The sequence below is a fragment of the Sphingomonas sp. PR090111-T3T-6A genome (assembly GCF_000383095.1).
Lineage (GTDB): Bacteria > Pseudomonadota > Alphaproteobacteria > Sphingomonadales > Sphingomonadaceae > Solisphingomonas.
In genome coordinates, this window is the sequence record NZ_AORL01000005.1 from 1 (window position 1) to 16,201 (window position 16,201).

Consider the following 16,201-nt stretch of genomic DNA (forward strand, 5'->3'; position numbering starts at 1 on the left):
TCCCCTAAATGCCGAGAGAGACCAAAGCGCCCCTGGTCATCCTGCGGCGCTTTTTTATTGCACCAAATCAGATCCTTATAGCCGAGTCGTAGCTACTCACGCCGTTCCAGCGCATGCCGGAAATGCGCAGGACGTCGATTTGCATTTGGGGGTGCTTTGGGGGGTACTGCGTCCCGTGCCGCAGGAGATACCCCCATGGCCCTCAAGGAACTCGAAGTCCGCTACGCCACCAAGCGCTCGCGGGATTACAAGCTCGCCGATGGCGAGGGGCTGCACCTGCTCGTCCGGCCCAACGGCTCGAAGCTCTGGCGGATGAAGTATCGGTTCGAGGGCCGTGAGAAGCTGCTCTCCTTTGGTGCCTACCCCCAGCTTGGGTTAGCCGAGGCGCGTCTGAAGCGCGCTGCCGCCAGGCTGGAACTGGCCGCCGGCCGAGATCCGGGAGCACGGCCCGACCGCAAGCCCGCCATGACCTTCGAGAAGGCGGCGCGCGCGTGGCACGAGCATCGCGCGGCCTCGCTGGATCCGGGACACGCTGCCCGGACGCTCGCACGGCTGGAGCGCGATGCTTTTCCGGCGCTCGGCAAGACCGACATCCGTGCCGTCACCAGCGCCGATGTGCTGGCGATGGTGCGCAGTGTGGAGGCGAGGGGGGCGCTCGACGTCAGCCGTCGGCTCAAGCAGCATGTCAGCCAGATCTATCGCTTCGCCATCCCGCATGGCTGGGCGGACACGGATCCGGCGGCCTATCTCTCCGATCTGCTCAAGCCTAAGCCTCGTGTCCGCCATATGGCCCGCGTGGGTATGGAGGAACTGCCGAAGCTTGTGCAGGCGATTGATGCCTATGATGGCGAGGAGACGCCCAGGCGGCGCGCGGTGACCCGTGCGGCTCTCCTGTTCACGCTATTTAGCTGGGCGCGGACTAATGAGACGCGGCTCGCGACCTGGGATGAGTTTGAGGGGCTGGAGACGGCGGAGCCGCTCTGGCGCGTGCCCGCGGCCCGCATGAAGATGGAACGCGAGCATCTCGTGCCGCTGTCGACGCAGGCTGCCGCCTTGCTGGTGAGCCTCCGGGAGATCAGCAAGACCGGCTTTGTGTTTCCCGGCGACAAACCCAACCAGCCCATTTCGCAGAACACCATGATCTATGGCTGTTACCGCATGGGCTATCGGGGACGACAGACTGTTCATGGCTTTCGAGGCCTCGCCTCCACCTGGGCCAACGAGGCCGAGTCCTACCGACCGGATTGGATCGAGATGGCGCTCGCCCACGCCGAGCGCGACGAGGTGAGGGGAGCTTATAACAGCGCGCTCTACCTCACCCCGCGCCGGCGGATGCTTCAGGATTGGGGCAATCTCGTCGAGCACATGGTCACGAGCGACGCTGGTGTGCGCCGTGACGACGTCGAGGAGGTTGGGCCACCTCTGACTGCCGTCGCGTGAGAGGCGTGCGCCTCGCGCATTTCTGGGGATAAGCCCCCCGCTACGCTCGACAGAGTATCGTGCCCGCCGCTACCCGCCCGGAATGAGCATCAAAGCCACGATCATGAATGCCGCGACCGGCGAGCCGATTCAGACCTTCATCTTTGGCCGCCGTCCCTTCGTCGGAACTGAATTCATTCTCCAGACCGGCGAACGTGTCACGGCCCAGCGCGTCGACATTGGTAAGCCCGCGCCCGGCAAATTCATCACCCCGGTCGATGTCTGGGTGACGCCCAAGGGGTGAGGCGACCCTAACGGTCGTGGGGGCGGCCATTATTGCCTTGAGCGTTGCCGTCGAGGACAAATCTCGTGCCCTGGGCGCACAGGGCCTATGGTCCCGTTGCCGAGGCTATCGTGAGGTTGTCATGGTGATCCGGAATCCGTGCCTCGCGCTGCAAGCGACCGTCGCCTATCTGCGGCTCGCGGTCCGCGAAGGCGGCCTTCCGCTCGATGTACCGGGCGGGCGGGCTTACACGCTGGATTTGCGCGCGATGGTCGAGCGCGGCGATTTGGTGATGATGCGCGCGGCGCGTAACGCTCATCGGCCCGACGTCCTTTATGCCACCGCGCAGGGGATCGACCGGCTGGCCGGGTTGCTCGAACGATATGGCGAGGATTTCGGGCCGATCTCCGTGCTTGGGCAGATCGAAAACGTCCGAGGCCGATAGGCCCGTCGCGTCGGCTTCCCTTTCCGACATACGATATTGATGGGTCGATCGTCGGCGGAGTTTCCCATATCTGGACGTGGCCGAAAGGAGAATGGCGCCTTCCAGATGGCCGACTTGAGATAACCGCCATTCCTGATCGTGATGGACCGGTGGTGCTCGGTCATTTGCAGCTTCGAGCTCGGCTGGTCAAGCCGACGAGCATCGGAGCGTTCTCTCTGGGCGGGGCCTACAGGATGAACTCGGGCAACGCGGTGGGTGTGTCGTCTGCCGGTGCATGGGCGCGGTTCTCGACCAGCTTCTGACGCCGAGCGGAGCCGGATGCGACGGTGCATCGCATCCGGCCATCGCTGGGGTGGGCGTCCATCATCAGAAGTCGAACGGATCGCGCTCCCTAAGGCCCAACCACATCTCGAGATGCTTGCGAAGCGTGCGTAGGGCCTCCTCATGTTGGGGGAACGCGGCCGGATCGATCGCCTCGCATCTCGCCATCGCAACGGAGACGCCGATGAAATCTTCGACGGTCTGCTTCTGAAATACGTTGTGGGGCGTAGCGACTCGATCTGTCCATGAGCTGGTCGTGCCGCGGCTCATCATTCGGTCGGCGACCGTGGCGAAGCCTTCGTCGGTGGCGATCACGTCCTTCAACCACTCCTGCGGCTCGTCCGGCGAGCCGTATTTGCGCCACCGGTAGAGTAGCGACATGAGATCCGGCTCCGCCAGCATTCCTGCCACGTCCTGGGCGCGGCTCCGGATCAAGCCGAGCCATTCGGACTTCATCGCCTCGACGGTGGCCAAATCGAGCGCCGGGTCGAAATCCGCCTTCTTGCCCTCGTCACGATCGGCAGGGTCGCTGAGGTGGATCACGATCGCGCCGACGGACAAGGCGCCCGTCACGCGAAGCGCCTCCAGGGCGAGGTCGCCTCTCACGTCCCCGGGAATCCGCTTGAGATACCAGATCACCGCGCGCCACGCCGATACCCACGGCGCGTTGAAGGAGCCGCCGCCGTCCTCACCGGCAAGTCCCTGACCAATTCGGAACATGGCGGGAAGCAGGACCGAGGCGTTCGCCACCGGAAGGCGATCCACGGATTCGTCGAGACGCGCTACAAGCGATTTCGTCTGCCCGTTGGCCGCCACATCGGCGATCACGGCGGCAAGCTCGCCTTCGTCCGAAGTCGCTGTCAGAAATTCGACGAAGCCCCGCTCCGACAATTCGCCGGCGGCCGTCTGGAGTTCGAAGTAGCGGGGGAAATACCGTCGCGTGCAGACGCGCTTCTCGGACAACCACTCCCGCTGGAAGTCGTCGCCGTAGCTGGTTCCGCCGAACGCCCATTCGAGCCGCGGGAAGAGCTCCTTCAGCGCATTTTCGACCGCCGGACGACGCGCTTCAGATGCGACATTCAGCAAACGCCGTGCGGCCGCCTTGTCCGCCTCGTTCCGGTGGTCGCCACGAAAGCGGCTTTCCTGAAGAACGAGCGCCCGCTCCTGAAACAGCTCCGTGTGCAGATCCGGCTCGAAAACGCGGATCGTCTCCAGCAGGATGAAGTCGACAAGGTTCACTTCGAAGACGTCGCCCGCCACATGCAGCGGCATGTGGACCGCGATGGAGGAGATCAGCCGCCGCGCATCTCGCATGTTGCGGAGCAACGGCTGGATACAGCCGACGAAGACGTTCCCCCACCGGGTCTGCGTGAAGCCGTTCGCCTCTGTTGCATACACCCCGGCCAGCGCCGACAGGTCTTCGCCGAACGTCTGGTGGACAATCGAGACCGGGACCGCCGGCAGATCGAAGTTGGCCTGCACCACCTTCTCAAGAAAGGCGCGGCCGTCGCCGTCGGCGACCCGTTTCAGTGCGCTCTCGACGATGCTGGGCTGAAACATGAGCACGAAGACGATGTTCGGCAGGTTCGCGTTCGCCTTCACCTGCCGCAGCAACGCTCGGACATGCTTCGGTTCGAGCCGGTCGATGTCATCGACGAAGACCACCAGCGGTCGGCTGAGTTCGCGCAACCGTGCCTCGAGCGCGGACCGCACCTTGTCGAGCGGCTCCGCACTCCGATCCTTCCCCAAGTATGTCAGCACCCGCCCGATCACCGACGCGCCGATCGACAGGAACGCGAGCGCGGCCGCCACTTTTGCCACGGTGGGAAGGTCGAACCCGATCGCGGCCGCGATGGCGATGACCGACGCGTTGGTCAGGACCGTCGAGATCAGATGCGGCGAGCCCCCGGCCTTCTTGATGGGCGAGCTCGCTCCCGTGAGCATCGCGCCATAGCGACGCAGCGCTTCCGCACGGGCCAACGCGGCCTTCGAGTGCTCGCCGCCGAGCCGGTCCGAGATCTGGCCAAAGAGCGCCCGCGCGATCGCATCGCCATCACCCCACTGCCACGGGTTGAAGTCGAGCCATGCCGCCCCGTCCTTGCGCGCGTCCAACCGCTCCGTGATCAGATTCTTGAGCGAGGACTTGCCGAACCCCCAGCCGCCGCGGATCGCGAACACTCTGCCCTCAGGGAGGCTCAGCTCGGAAAGCACGGCCGCGATGCGTCCTGCGAAATCGGCCCGCCTCAGCCGATCCTGCGCCGCGGTCCGGATCGGCGCTTCCGCCCCGATGCCGCTGTCGAGCGGAGCCGCCCTCGCAGCCTCCGCCTGTCGCCGTGCAGCTCTTCCCCCACGCCACGCGGCAAAACGCGCCAACGGCCTCTCAAGCACTCGCCACCCCCTCAGCTACGCACGGTCACCACGTGACCGCCGCCGCTCGCTCCCCCGACGTCGCGACGAGGTGTCGCATATCAGCGCACCGATGCTTTCTGCTAGACCGCAGCGGCTTCGTCACCGTCTAGCTGAGCGCCGCTTCCCCCCCAGTCCAGCTTGCGCTGTTCGACGTCCAGCTCAGCCCGGCGTTGCTCCGCCGCCATGGACTGCTCGACACGACGCACTTCGGCCTTGGTGAAGGCCTGAACCTTTGGCCGAGTATCCTCCAGCCACGGTTGCAAGTGCGCGAGTTGGTTCCGATCCGCATCGACTGCACCGAACTCGCCGGACATCACGCCTCGTTCGCCGAGCACCTGCGAGACGCGGCCTAGCATCGCATCGCCTGCGTCGAGACGGTCAACCACGTCCATGCAGAGCGGGAAAATGGCCTCATTTCCCTCATATGCGACGAGGGTGGTGAGGACGAACCCCAGGCCCGAAGCGTCGCCCTCCTTCACGATTTCCTGCAGTGCGTCGGCGAACTCGCCGGTCAGCTCGGGAAAGACGTTCTTGAGCAGTCGGCCGCCGAGATACTGGTGGAGAACAGGTTCACGGTCGTGCCAACGCCGGGCCTCGGCGACCACAATCGCCGGGTTCTTCGATAGCGGATCGCGAAGTTCGTGGATGTCGTAGGGCACCGCCTCGAACCAACCCTCGCCCGTCCGCCGTTCGCGCGAAATGCGCTGTCCGAAGAAGTCGAGGACGAGTTCGGGGAAGCGATCAGCGATACGAGCCAAGAGGCGATCCGCCTCGTAGTCGATACGCGGCACCGAGACGAATGACCCAAGCAGCGTTCGGGCCTGATGCTCATCGAGCGCCGAGACGACGCCCCCGTTCGAGATCGAGTAGGTCGAATTGACCCACTCGGGGATGCCAGCCTCCGCGGCGTGGGTGACGAGGGGCATGAGCACCTCATCGATCAGCGCGCGGTCGGGCGCTCGCTCGAAGTGGGTCGCGGCGGCATCGATTGCAGCGAGCACCGCCGCGTCGTCCCGCATTTCACACGCCCGGGCAGACGCCCTCGCGAGGAGGTCGAGGCCGGGCTGCCGCCGGTTCGCCAGCCACTGGATGAGAAGCCGAAGGTGGCGCCCGTCGTCGATCCAGGCCGATGCATAGGGGACGGCCATGTCGCTTCGCTCGGCGCGATCGAAGCCGTGCAGCAACCCGACCAGCAGCGGCGCGAGCGTATCATCCATAACGTCGAGGATGCGGACCGCGACTTCCGGCCTCGCTTCGGCAAGCGCTTCAGCGAAATCCGCCATGGGCCAAGAATCGGCGCCGATCGAGCCTTCAGTCAGATATCCACGCATGCGGCCGAGCCATTCGTCGATATTGGCTGCATCGATCGTCGCGACGATCTCAGCATTGCGCTCCTGGCGCCATTCGCCGGTTCGCCTCCAGTTGATATCCTCCTCGGCCCATGCCGAGGGCGCAACGGAGTCACGACCGACCAGCGTCTTGTAGAGCGCAAACTCCGGGTCGGCGTTGAGGGTGTCACGCAACGCCAGCAGCTCGGTCACGGCTGCCGTACGCGCGGCCGCGAGCGTGGCGACCTCTTCCTCGTTCGACGCCCGCCTGTGGAACATGCGATAGGTCTGGAACGCCCGAACTTCGGACTGTCGGCGCAGCTCGAGGCTCCAACCGGGCGCGCGGGCGCGCTCGATGCTCGCGACGGCTGCGGCGTCCTCCATGACCATCGTCCGCAGGGCCTCATCACCTCCCTGATAAGGTGGCCTCGTCGCTTGGCGAAGCGCATCCAAGACGTCGCGGCGGGCCGCGTCGTCGGAGGCCTCATCGAGCAGCCGCTCAAGCAAGGCGATCGCCCGCGACCGGACCTTACGAAGCGCCCTGCTGCCACCGACGCTGCCCGTGTGGATGAGGATGGTGTTGAAGGCGCCGCGTTCCGTCCCTTCGAGCGTGGTCGACAGGACCTTCCCCAGCATCGGGACCAATAGTCCGCGAGCATCACGGACACGTTCGGGCTCGAGCGCCTCGATCGCTTCGACTATCTCGTGCTGGACCATTGGGCCGGCCTGCCGCCAGACCTCGAGACTGTGTTCCGCGAAGCTGGTCGCCGCGTCCACCCAGACCTTCCGCTCTGCGTCGTCGGTGGCGCCGAGGAAAAGACGCACGAGCGTCTCGAACGTAAGGGGGCGATCGACGAGCCTGTGGTGCGTGATGATCGATGACACCCCTCGCGCCACGGCGCTTCCGGCCTTGCCCGCGATCATTCCGAAGACCGTTTCGAGCTGGCCCGGCTTACTGTTGCGGCTTCTCTCGACGACATCGACAAGCATGGGCACGAGCTTGCGGAACTCCTCCGCTCGGTCGGCGAGCAAGGGCAGGATCGCCGTGTCGAGTGCTTCAAGCGCCTCCGCGAGCGCGTCATTGCTGTTCGAATCCTGAAGGACCGAGCGAACCTCGTCGACGCTCTGGTCAGCCTTGACGATCCTGGCGAAGTCGCGCGCGATCTTGTCGAACTCGTGACCGGCCGGGACCAGATGTTTGCGCATGACGGCGATCATCCGCTTCTCGATCTGTTCGAGATGGGCCTTGTCGACATGCTGGAGCGCAGGCTCCTTGTATATGGTGTCGTGTCCCATCTCAGCCCATGCGTGGTTGAGCAGGGTCTGCAACTGGATCTCCGCCCGCATGCCCGCGAAGCGCGCGTATTCCGGCAGTGAGAGCCGATCCGGCTTCAGCTGGACGAGATAGTTCGTGCTGTCAAACAGCCTGTCCTCGGTCTCCGTTCCTGGAACTGGATGGTGGATGTTGACCCCGAGGACCTCGAAGTTGTCGTAGATCGCGCCGCTATTCGAGAAGCGTGCGACCTGGGAATTCGTGAGGAAGACGATCCTCGCGCCTGCCAAGTCCTTGAGCTGCTCGTCGATCGCGCTGGCTGGGTCTATGCCCCGCATCCGAAGCTTCTTCTCTAAAGAAGCCGTCTCCTTGGCCCGCCCCGTGATGGCGTGAGGGACCATGCCCTGCGCCTCGACCGCAGCGGTCAATATGGTCCGCACCGCCGCAACGAAGTCCACGTATCGGGCACGCCCGCTGACCTTGTATTCCTCAAAGTTCATCTAGCCCCCAAGCCGCAGCCGGCCCCCGCCTTGATCGCGCGTCGTCAGGCTCCAGTTTTCGGACCGAGGAATAGGCGACGGTATATCAACTCTCAACGGTCGCCGGACGTCTACGGCGAGAACAACGCCGCCGGACAAGATCCAAAATGAACGCATGCTATGCGTTCCAAGGGTGGAAACCCCAAGGATCTGGAAGAAAATGACCACTCCGTCGCGCTACCGCACCTAACGTCCGCCATTGGCGGCGTGACCGGCCGGCGCTCTCGCCCCGAGGCCGACACTGGAATGCGCCGACTGAAAGCAAGCGTTGACAGGTGTGTTAATGGGGCAATACGGTGCGCGAATGCAGGCTCGCTTTCTGGCCATTCTCGCGCTGCTGGTGAGCGTGACTCCGGCGATAGCACAGCCTGAACACTCTGATTTGGCGGCTCCTGGTGAGATCGTATTACCGTTTCACCTGAACAAAGAGGGCTATCCGCTTATAGCGGCGTCCGTGAATGATACCTCGGGCGTGTTCCTGCTCGACACGGGAGATTCAGACCGTTTCTTGCTGAATCGAAATTACATCCCAATGGACACCGGAACGCCCGCTGGCGGTGGCATGACTGCATCAGGGCAGGCGCTGGATCTGCGGTGGCATACCGGACACTATACGGCGATCCTCGCGGGCGTGCTGAGCGCCGTTGCTTCGTCCGGAGATCGCAAAAACGATGATGCTTCTTTGAGCGTTGATGCTCGGCAGGAGCAGGAGGACATTGATCCCCATTTTCTCGGCTGGCTGGGATGGGGCTTTCTCAAAGCGTATGTCACGACCATCGATTATCGCGACCACACCCTTCGGCTTCTCCCGGTGAATTCGGCTCCACGTACTGCTCATCCGCTTGGAAGCATTGTTGTTTCCTTTGCGCCGTCCAGCCCGGTCGTGCCTTTCACTACGATCATCGGTCAGCACCCGACACCCGCCATACTCGACACCGCAGGATGGGATCGGCTCGCGCTTCAACCCTCCAGTTGGGCGAAGGTTATGGCTGCCCACACCATCCGCAGGCGGCCAGGGAAGGACTGTGTCACGCTTCGGACCGTGTCAGTCGGCGAACAGAACGTCGACGTCGTAGACGTGGAGCGCGCCGAACGGAGCATGGAGCGGCTCACCTTGGGGATCGGCTTTCTTCGCCGCTTCACAAGCACATGGGATCCTCGTGACGGCACGGTCACGCTTGTTCCCAACGGAACACGGGCCCCGCGTCGCGGTGACTGCTCATAATAATTGTTTGCTTATCATCGTGCCGTCACGCGTCCGGATAGTCGTTTACACTGTAGAACATCGGATTGCGGACCCAGGTGTCGACAGCGGATTCCCGCCATCCCGTGCAGCGGGCACTGATCGCGAGGTTCTTCGGGAAGCTGCCGTTGCCCATCTTCCGGTAAAGCGTGGACCGGCTGAGGCCGGTACGCTCAAGAACGGTCGGCAGTCGAAGGATCCGGTCGGGCTGGTTCACCGTAGCACTCCTGTTCGCGCAGAGCTGTAGGAGCGCAGAAGAATGGTTCGCGCCATGTCTCTTACAAGTGGGGCCGGACGGCAGTGCCCCAGTAGGCCGCGTGGTGCACCAGAATGCCTCGGCCTATCCTGCGGGAGCGAAGATCATTGGGCGGCGGTCTGGGGCCAATCGCCTCTTATCCTCGAGCTTTAAACCTCGGTCGACTTCAGCGCATCATCGAGAAGGCGGCGGACCGCCTCAGCGCGTGATGGCAAATCGGCCTGCTTGCGGCGCCAGCTATCCACGCGCGCCAGCAAGCTCGGCTCCGCCGAAAAGATGAAGCGGACGGATTTCAATTCGGTCGACATAACTGATGCCAGTCATATCAGGCGCGTGTTGACGAACAATAGATAGCACTGATATCACTGATGCGACCGAGGGGCAGGATTAGGGCCCTGCCCCTCGGTCTAACCGCGACACCTTCGGAGAGGTGACATGGCTGTACAGACTCTATTGGTCGGGGTGCGCCCCGCCAACCCCGAACGCATGCCTGCTGCGGAGCAGTCGTCATGAGCGCTCCGGCATCGCAAGAATGGGCGGTGTTGATGGCGCGCCGCCGCATCATGGCGCGGCTAAGCCATCTGGTGCCCCGCAAGCAGCAGGAGATCGAGCGCGCGGTACGGCTGCTGCGTCTCCACTTCGTCGACCGCCGGCCCCGCGCGCCGAGGCGTGGCATTCTCCACCGCATCATGCTGGTCGGGCCCTATGCGAGGGCAGGGGGAGCGCCCGACCGCGAGACCGGTGAGATCAACGTCTATGAGATCTGGGCGTTCGTCGATCATCCCGCCTATCGAGGGCGGCGCCGGACCTGGGGGGCTGCCCGCCGCGCTGTAGCGATCGGTTTGCGGGGCAGGGCAATGATCCGCCTGTCGGTGTTCACCATCGACGAGATCGACCGTCTGCGGGCCGTCGGCAATCGCTTCCTCACCGACCAATATGATGGCGGCCTGACCCTCTACGATCGCGCCGAGGAGATGGGGGAGGGCGGCGATGACGGACAATGATGCTGGTGCCGACGATGAGGACGTCACGGCCGAGAGGCGGGCGGGTTTCGTCATCGCCCTCAACGATCTGCCGCGCCTGACCCGAGCGGTGTTCCTGCTCCATCGTTTGGATGGTCACAGCTATGCCGAGATCGCATGGCGATGTGGGATCAGCGTTGACGAAGTCGTGCTCCGCATGGGGGAAGCGCTCATCGGGGTGCTGGGGTTTCGCGATGGCCATGCAACGCTGCGGACGCGTATCCGACGCGCAATGCGCCCCTGGCGTGTCGCATGGGCGCGGTGGCGCCGCACGCGCCGCGATCGGCAGCTCGGCCTCTAGTCGGACCTCTTCGCCGCCGCGTCGGCTTCGAACGCGTGCTTACCACGCCGACGCCAGAGCATGAGCGCGCGTTCGCGTTCCTCACCTTGCAGTTTCGCCGCGACGTTGAGCATCGCTCCGAACAGAACGGTCCGATCATCGCCGACCAGTTCGACAAGCCCGGCCTTGGCGACAAGCCCACCCAGCTCGATCAGTTGGCGCGTGCGTTCGCGCCGTTTCATGACCCAGTCGCGTGTGTCGGTACGGGCACGCGACAGCTCAAGCCGGTTGCGCAGGGCGGTCGAACGGAAGAGTGCCGTTCGGTTCCTGTGCAGAGCCGCGAGCTGGCTTGCGGGGCGCGCGCTGAAAGAAGGCCGCGCCCCGCTGGCGCCAGACCTCCGTCGTTGACGCATCCGCGTCGGAAAGCGCGAGCAGAGCGCCGGCCAATGTCTCGGGTGCGACGCCGTCCGCTCCACAGGCGATGACCAGCTCGCCAAGCTGGACCCGACGCTGTTCCTTGAGTCGCTTCGCCTTGTCGTCGAGCGCCTTCAGCTCCGCGTCGAAATCGCGGGGTTTGCGCATCACAGTCCTCCCGGAAAATCGGTGAGGACAAGCCAGTTATCGTGTAGATCGATCAGTCGCAATGTCGTGAAATGTCGTGGGACGTGACCGTCCCGAGAAAGATGAAATCATTTGAGGGCGCGCTTATACGTCGTGCCGACGTGCGCTTTGAAGTGTAGATGGATTGCCGCCATGGCGATCTACCATTTCTCCGCGAAGATGATCTCTCGGGCCAATGGCTCGTCGGCGCTGGCCGCTGCCGCCTACCGCTCGGCCTCGCGCCTGCACGACCAGCGTCTCGATCGCCATCACGACTTCTCCAACAAAGCGGGTGTCGTCCATTCCGAGGTGACGCTCCCGGACGGCGCGCCGGCCGAATGGCAGGACCGCGAAAAGCTGTGGAATGCGGTCGAGGCGGTAGAGGTCCGCAAGGACGCGCAACTCGCGCGAGAGGTGGAGTTCGCCATCCCCCGCGAGCTGGACCAGGTCGAAGGCATCCGGCTGGCGCGCGAGTTTGTGAAAACAGAGTTTGTCGACAAGGGCATGATCGCCGATCTCAACGTGCATTGGGACATTGGGGAGGACGGGCTGGCCAAGCCTCACGCCCATGTGATGCTGACAACCCGGTCCGTTGACGAACGGGGCTTCGGCCCGAAGGTCCGCGACTGGAACGCGATCTCGCTGCTCGAGCAATGGCGCGAACGCTGGGCCGGTCATGTGAATGCCAGGTTGGCGGAACTGGATATCGATGCGCGGGTCGATCATCGCAGTCTCGAAGCGCAAGGGATCGACCTCGAGCCCCAGGACAAGCTTGGACCGGCCGCGTCGCGGATGGCGGGGCAGGGGCTTGCCAGCGAACGCCTCGATGAACATCACGAGATCGCCCGCGCCAATGGCGATCGGATTCTCGCCAATCCGACCATCGCGCTGGATGCGATCACGCACGGGCAGGCCACATTCACGACCCGCGATCTTGCCATGTTTGTCCATCGCCAGAGCGATGGGAAGGAGCAGTTCGATCAGGTGATGGCGGCGGTCCGCGCGTCGCCAGAGGTCGTCGCGCTGGGCAGGGATGGGCGCGGCGATGAGCGGTTTACGAGCCGCTCGATGATCGAGACCGAGCAGCGGCTGGAGCGCGCGACGAAGGCGGTGGCGGCGCGTGGCCGCCACGGTGTCGGCGAGCTGGAACGTGGCGCCGCGCTCAGCCGAGCGGCCGCGCGTGGCATGACCCTCTTGGCCGAGCAGCGCGACGCCTTCGACCATGTGACCGAGGCAAGGGGATTAGGCGTCGTTATCGGCTATGCCGGCACCGGCAAGTCGGCGATGCTGGGCGTGGCACGCGATACCTGGGAGAATGCGGGCTACCGCGTCACCGGTCTCGCTTTGTCGGGCATCGCCGCCGAGAATCTGGAGAGCGGCTCCGGCATCGCATCTCGCACCATTGCCAGCATGGAACATCAATGGGGGCAGGAGAGGGAATTGCTCACGCGCCAGGACATCCTCGTCGTCGACGAAGCCGGTATGATTGGCTCCCGTCAGATGGAGCGCCTCGTCCGCGAAGCCGAGAAGCGCGGCGCCAAGCTTGTGCTGGTGGGCGATCCCGAACAGCTCCAGGCGATCGAGGCCGGTGCCGCTTTCCGCTCGATCGCCGAGCGGCATGGCGGTGTTGAGATCACGACCATTCGCCGGCAGCGTGAGGACTGGCAGCGCGATGCCACGCGGCAACTCGCAACTGGGCGATCGGCGGTAGCGATCCGCGCTTATGATGAAGCAGGCCACGTTCATGCCGCCGACACGCGAGACGCGGCGCGCAGGGATCTGATCGACCGCTGGGATGAGGCCCGCAAGATCGCGCCCAACGGCAGCCGGATCATCCTCACACATACGCGCGACGAAGTCTTGGAGCTCAACACACTCGCGCGCGATCGTCTCCGGGCAGATCATGAGCTCAGCATCGAGCACCGTGTCGGCACCAGCCAGGGCGAACGTCTCTTCGCCAGCGGCGACCGGGTCATGTTCCTGCGCAACGAGCGCAGCTTGGGCGTGAAAAACGGATCGCTGGGGACCGTGACAAGCATCAGCATTACCCGAATGGCGGTGATGATGGACGACGGCCGATCTGTGGCTTTCGACACGAAGGATTATACCGACATTGATCACGGCTACGCCGCGACCATCCACAAGTCGCAGGGCGTGACGATCGATCGCGTGCATGTGCTGGCGACACCGGGGCTCGACCGTCACGCCACCTATGTCGCGCTGTCCCGCCACCGCGAACGCGTCGACCTCCACTACGGCCGAGACGATTTTGCCGACCAGGCTACACTCGTCCGGAAGCTCTCCCGCGAGCGCGGCAAGGACATGGCCTTGGACTATGCTTCGCAGATCGTCGCGGGTCGCGGGCAAGGCGGCCGGGCGATGCCTGAGCACGCTCCCGTGGGGGAGATGACCCGCTCCCCGCTCAAGTTAACCGGGCCGCACCCCAATCTACCGTCGGCTGTCACCCGGCACGGCCGCATCGTGCAGGCGATCCGCTTTGCGCATTCCGTCGGCGACCCGAGCTCAGCCGAGCAGACGGCCGAACTGGCCGCCAGCCGCAACGCCCTCGACAGGATTCAGCCGAACGGCGCCAGGGAGTTGGAAAGTGCCTTTGCCGTCGACCCGAGGTTGATTGACGAGGCAGGCGCCGGCCGTACGAATACGGTCATCCGAGCGATGCAACTCGAAACCGAAATGCGGACAGATCCCGCTCTTCGCGCTGATACCTTCGTGCAGCGCTGGCAGGGGCTTGAACGTCAGCGCCGACTGCTGCTTCGCGATCACGAGGATAGCCGGGCCGATCGTGTCGCCCAAACAATGGCGGGGATGGCAAAGGGCCTCGAGCGCGATCCTCAGGTCGAATCCATTCTGCGCTCACGCCGGAGCCAGCTTGGACTTCCCGAAATCCCCGGTCGCAGCGTTGCCGAAAGCCTTGGCGATCTCGTCGGCCGCAACCGGAGCAGGGGGCTGGGCATCGGCATGTGACGCAGGCGCTCAACGGCCGGCATTGCGGCAAAGCCGTCGGGCGGCATTCGGGCTGCATCTGTCCAAAGGCCGGCGGGCGACCGAGCGCTCCAACGATGCAAAATTGGTGGACAGGAGCGCTCTCGCCGGCTGCTGCAATCGGCAGCGAGCGCGACATCCCTCAAGCAACTGACATTACGTCGTGCTGCCCCCGGTCAGTGAATGCCTCCCCTATCGCCATTAGCGCCTCTCCGAGCGCGCGCTTCGCCTTTGAAGCATACCAATCTTACCTTGCCAAATATCGAGCGCTTGACGATCCTGAGTCCTGGTGACGTGGATGGCTAACAGAGCTACTGTCCCGCGATGCGCCTCTGGATACTGAGCGACCTGCACATTGAACAGTCTGATTGGGACTTGCCTCAGCCTCTGCCAGACTTTGATGTCCTTATAGCGGCCGGAGACATACATGACCCCGCGAGCGAAGGCATCCGATGGTTGGCGGAGCGGGTCGACAAGCCGGTCGTATATGTCCCGGGCAACCATGAATGGTACTCCATCGAAGATAGGTTTGAGCTACCAGACGAAGCGGAGAGGGCCCGTGAACTCGCCTCAAGCGCGGGAATCCATTTCTTGATCGACGAAGCGGTCGTAATCGATGGTGTCCGCTTTCTGGGCGCTACACTTTGGACGAATTATGATCTTTATGGAACGCGCGCGCAATCAATGAAGGTTGCCGCCATGAAGATGAACGACCACCGTTACATTTTCCCTGACAGTGCTTCGGAGGCTCTGCAACCGGAGCAGGCGCTCGAATGGCACCAAAACTCGGCGAGATGGCTGACCGAGCAACTGAGGCCGGAGAGTTTCCTTGGGCCGACCGTCGTCGTCACGCATCATATGCCGCACGTTCGATCGATCGCACCGCAATATGATGGTGACAGTCTGAACCCAGCCTTCTGTTCCGATCTCGCATGGCTTATCGAGCCTTCCAATGCGACCCTCTGGGTTCATGGTCACACCCACTCGAGCTGTGACTATCGAGCCGGCGGCACGCGGATCGTCTGCAATCCGAAGGGCTACGGCCCGACACGATCTGGTGGGCGATATGAAAACAGCGCGTTCGATCCGCTAAAGATGGTCGTCATCGACTAGACAGCAAAGCGGTCGAAAAAATGCTACACGAAAGGACCGATTAAATCCTCCCGACGAGTTCCGGTGCCGGGGTAATCGTCTCGTCGCCGTCTTCCCATTTGGCTGGGCACACCTCACCGGGGTTAGCTGCGACATACTGTGCCGCCTGGATCTTGCGGAGCAGTTCGCTAGCGCTTCGGCCGACCCCATCGCTCGTTATCTCGATAATGCGAATAATGCCGTCCGGATCGACAACGAAGGTTCCACGATCAGCAATACCCTCTCCAGGGCGAAGGACGTCAAAATTGGACGAAATTATGTGGCCTTGATCAGCCAGCATGTGAAACTGCACTTTCGCAATGGCGGGCGATATGTCGTGCCATACCTTGTGACTGTATACCGTATCGGTTGATACTGAGAATATATCAATACCAAGGCGACAAAATTCGTCAAAGTTATCAGCAAGATCTTCAAGTTCTGTTGGGCAAACGTACGTGAAGTCAGCCGGGTAAAAGAAGAAAACCGCCCACCTGCCACTAATCTCAGCGTCGGTGACGGTTACGAATTTTCCGCTTTTGTAGGAACACGCCTTGAAGGGCTTAATCATCGTTCCGAGAAGAGGCATCACAAATCCCTGCTATAAATGTTTTCTGATTCCGGGCTGACATCGCCAACATCATGTTAAATT

15 protein-coding genes are annotated in these 16,201 nt (G+C 63.4%); 8 read left to right on the plus strand and 7 right to left on the minus strand.

Annotated features, from left to right (window positions below; all coding sequences use genetic code 11):
* Positions 1-195 precede the first annotated feature (195 nt).
* From ST3T6A_RS0101285 to ST3T6A_RS0101295, 3 genes are all read left to right on the plus strand, one after another.
* On the plus strand, positions 196-1,440 hold the full coding sequence (locus ST3T6A_RS0101285) for a tyrosine-type recombinase/integrase (RefSeq protein WP_019831074.1): 1,245 nt from the start codon (positions 196-198) through the stop codon (positions 1,438-1,440).
* 82 nt (positions 1,441-1,522) lie between these two features.
* Positions 1,523-1,723: a hypothetical protein gene (locus tag ST3T6A_RS0101290; RefSeq protein WP_019831075.1), complete on the plus strand. Its 201-nt coding sequence runs from the start codon at positions 1,523-1,525 to the stop codon at positions 1,721-1,723.
* 16 nt (positions 1,724-1,739) lie between these two features.
* Positions 1,740-2,147 (plus strand): hypothetical protein, encoded by a 408-nt coding sequence (locus ST3T6A_RS0101295; protein ID WP_235785705.1) that lies wholly within the window; start codon positions 1,740-1,742, stop codon positions 2,145-2,147.
* A 366-nt stretch (positions 2,148-2,513) separates the two neighbouring features.
* Here the strand turns inward: ST3T6A_RS0101295 and ST3T6A_RS0101305 are convergent, their stop codons facing one another.
* The gene (locus tag ST3T6A_RS0101305; protein WP_202804554.1) at positions 2,514-4,841 is read right to left on the minus strand and encodes a KAP family P-loop NTPase fold protein; all 2,328 of its coding nucleotides are present in this window, start codon (positions 4,839-4,841) and stop codon (positions 2,514-2,516) included.
* A gap of 116 nt (positions 4,842-4,957) precedes the next feature.
* Complete coding sequence (locus ST3T6A_RS0101310) at positions 4,958-7,978, minus strand: RelA/SpoT domain-containing protein (RefSeq protein WP_019831079.1); 3,021 nt, start codon at positions 7,976-7,978, stop codon at positions 4,958-4,960.
* A 343-nt stretch (positions 7,979-8,321) separates the two neighbouring features.
* On the opposite strand from ST3T6A_RS0101310, the gene ST3T6A_RS21315 reads away from it, so the two are divergent.
* Positions 8,322-9,242, plus strand: coding sequence for a hypothetical protein (locus ST3T6A_RS21315; protein WP_157602279.1), 921 nt, complete (start codon positions 8,322-8,324; stop codon positions 9,240-9,242).
* Between the two features lie 25 nt (positions 9,243-9,267).
* Here the strand turns inward: ST3T6A_RS21315 and ST3T6A_RS0101320 are convergent, their stop codons facing one another.
* The gene (locus tag ST3T6A_RS0101320) at positions 9,268-9,477 is read right to left on the minus strand and encodes a helix-turn-helix transcriptional regulator (protein WP_019831081.1); all 210 of its coding nucleotides are present in this window, start codon (positions 9,475-9,477) and stop codon (positions 9,268-9,270) included.
* A 188-nt stretch (positions 9,478-9,665) separates the two neighbouring features.
* The gene (locus ST3T6A_RS21320) at positions 9,666-9,824 is read right to left on the minus strand and encodes a hypothetical protein (RefSeq protein ID WP_019831082.1); all 159 of its coding nucleotides are present in this window, start codon (positions 9,822-9,824) and stop codon (positions 9,666-9,668) included.
* 201 nt (positions 9,825-10,025) lie between these two features.
* Between ST3T6A_RS21320 and ST3T6A_RS0101330 the strand changes: the two genes are divergently transcribed.
* A complete protein-coding gene (locus ST3T6A_RS0101330; RefSeq protein WP_019831083.1) occupies positions 10,026-10,520 on the plus strand; it encodes a hypothetical protein in 495 nt (164 codons plus the stop codon).
* Positions 10,507-10,839 (plus strand): RNA polymerase sigma factor, encoded by a 333-nt coding sequence (locus ST3T6A_RS19035; RefSeq protein WP_019831084.1) that lies wholly within the window; start codon positions 10,507-10,509, stop codon positions 10,837-10,839. Before ST3T6A_RS0101330 ends, ST3T6A_RS19035 begins: the two co-directional genes overlap by 14 nt.
* Here the strand turns inward: ST3T6A_RS19035 and ST3T6A_RS21890 are convergent.
* Together ST3T6A_RS21890 and ST3T6A_RS0101345 are read right to left on the minus strand one after the other, a co-directional pair.
* Positions 10,836-11,060, minus strand: coding sequence for a conjugal transfer protein TraD (locus ST3T6A_RS21890; RefSeq protein WP_019831085.1), 225 nt, complete (start codon positions 11,058-11,060; stop codon positions 10,836-10,838). The genes ST3T6A_RS19035 and ST3T6A_RS21890 overlap by 4 nt on opposite strands.
* Before the next feature lie 37 nt (positions 11,061-11,097).
* Positions 11,098-11,400 (minus strand): conjugal transfer protein TraD, encoded by a 303-nt coding sequence (locus ST3T6A_RS0101345; protein WP_019831086.1) that lies wholly within the window; start codon positions 11,398-11,400, stop codon positions 11,098-11,100.
* Positions 11,401-11,571: 171 nt separating this feature from the next.
* On the opposite strand from ST3T6A_RS0101345, the gene traA reads away from it, so the two are divergent.
* Positions 11,572-14,403 carry a Ti-type conjugative transfer relaxase TraA gene (traA, locus tag ST3T6A_RS0101350; RefSeq protein ID WP_019831087.1) on the plus strand — a complete coding sequence of 944 codons (2,832 nt, stop codon included), beginning with the start codon at positions 11,572-11,574 and terminating at the stop codon, positions 14,401-14,403.
* 342 nt (positions 14,404-14,745) lie between these two features.
* Entirely contained in the window at positions 14,746-15,534 is a 789-nt protein-coding gene (locus ST3T6A_RS0101355) for a metallophosphoesterase (protein ID WP_019831088.1), read from the plus strand.
* A gap of 40 nt (positions 15,535-15,574) precedes the next feature.
* Here ST3T6A_RS0101355 and ahpC read toward each other — a convergent pair whose 3' ends face one another.
* Positions 15,575-16,138 carry an alkyl hydroperoxide reductase subunit C gene (gene ahpC, locus ST3T6A_RS0101360; protein ID WP_019831089.1) on the minus strand — a complete coding sequence of 188 codons (564 nt, stop codon included), beginning with the start codon at positions 16,136-16,138 and terminating at the stop codon, positions 15,575-15,577.
* Positions 16,139-16,201 lie beyond the last annotated feature (63 nt).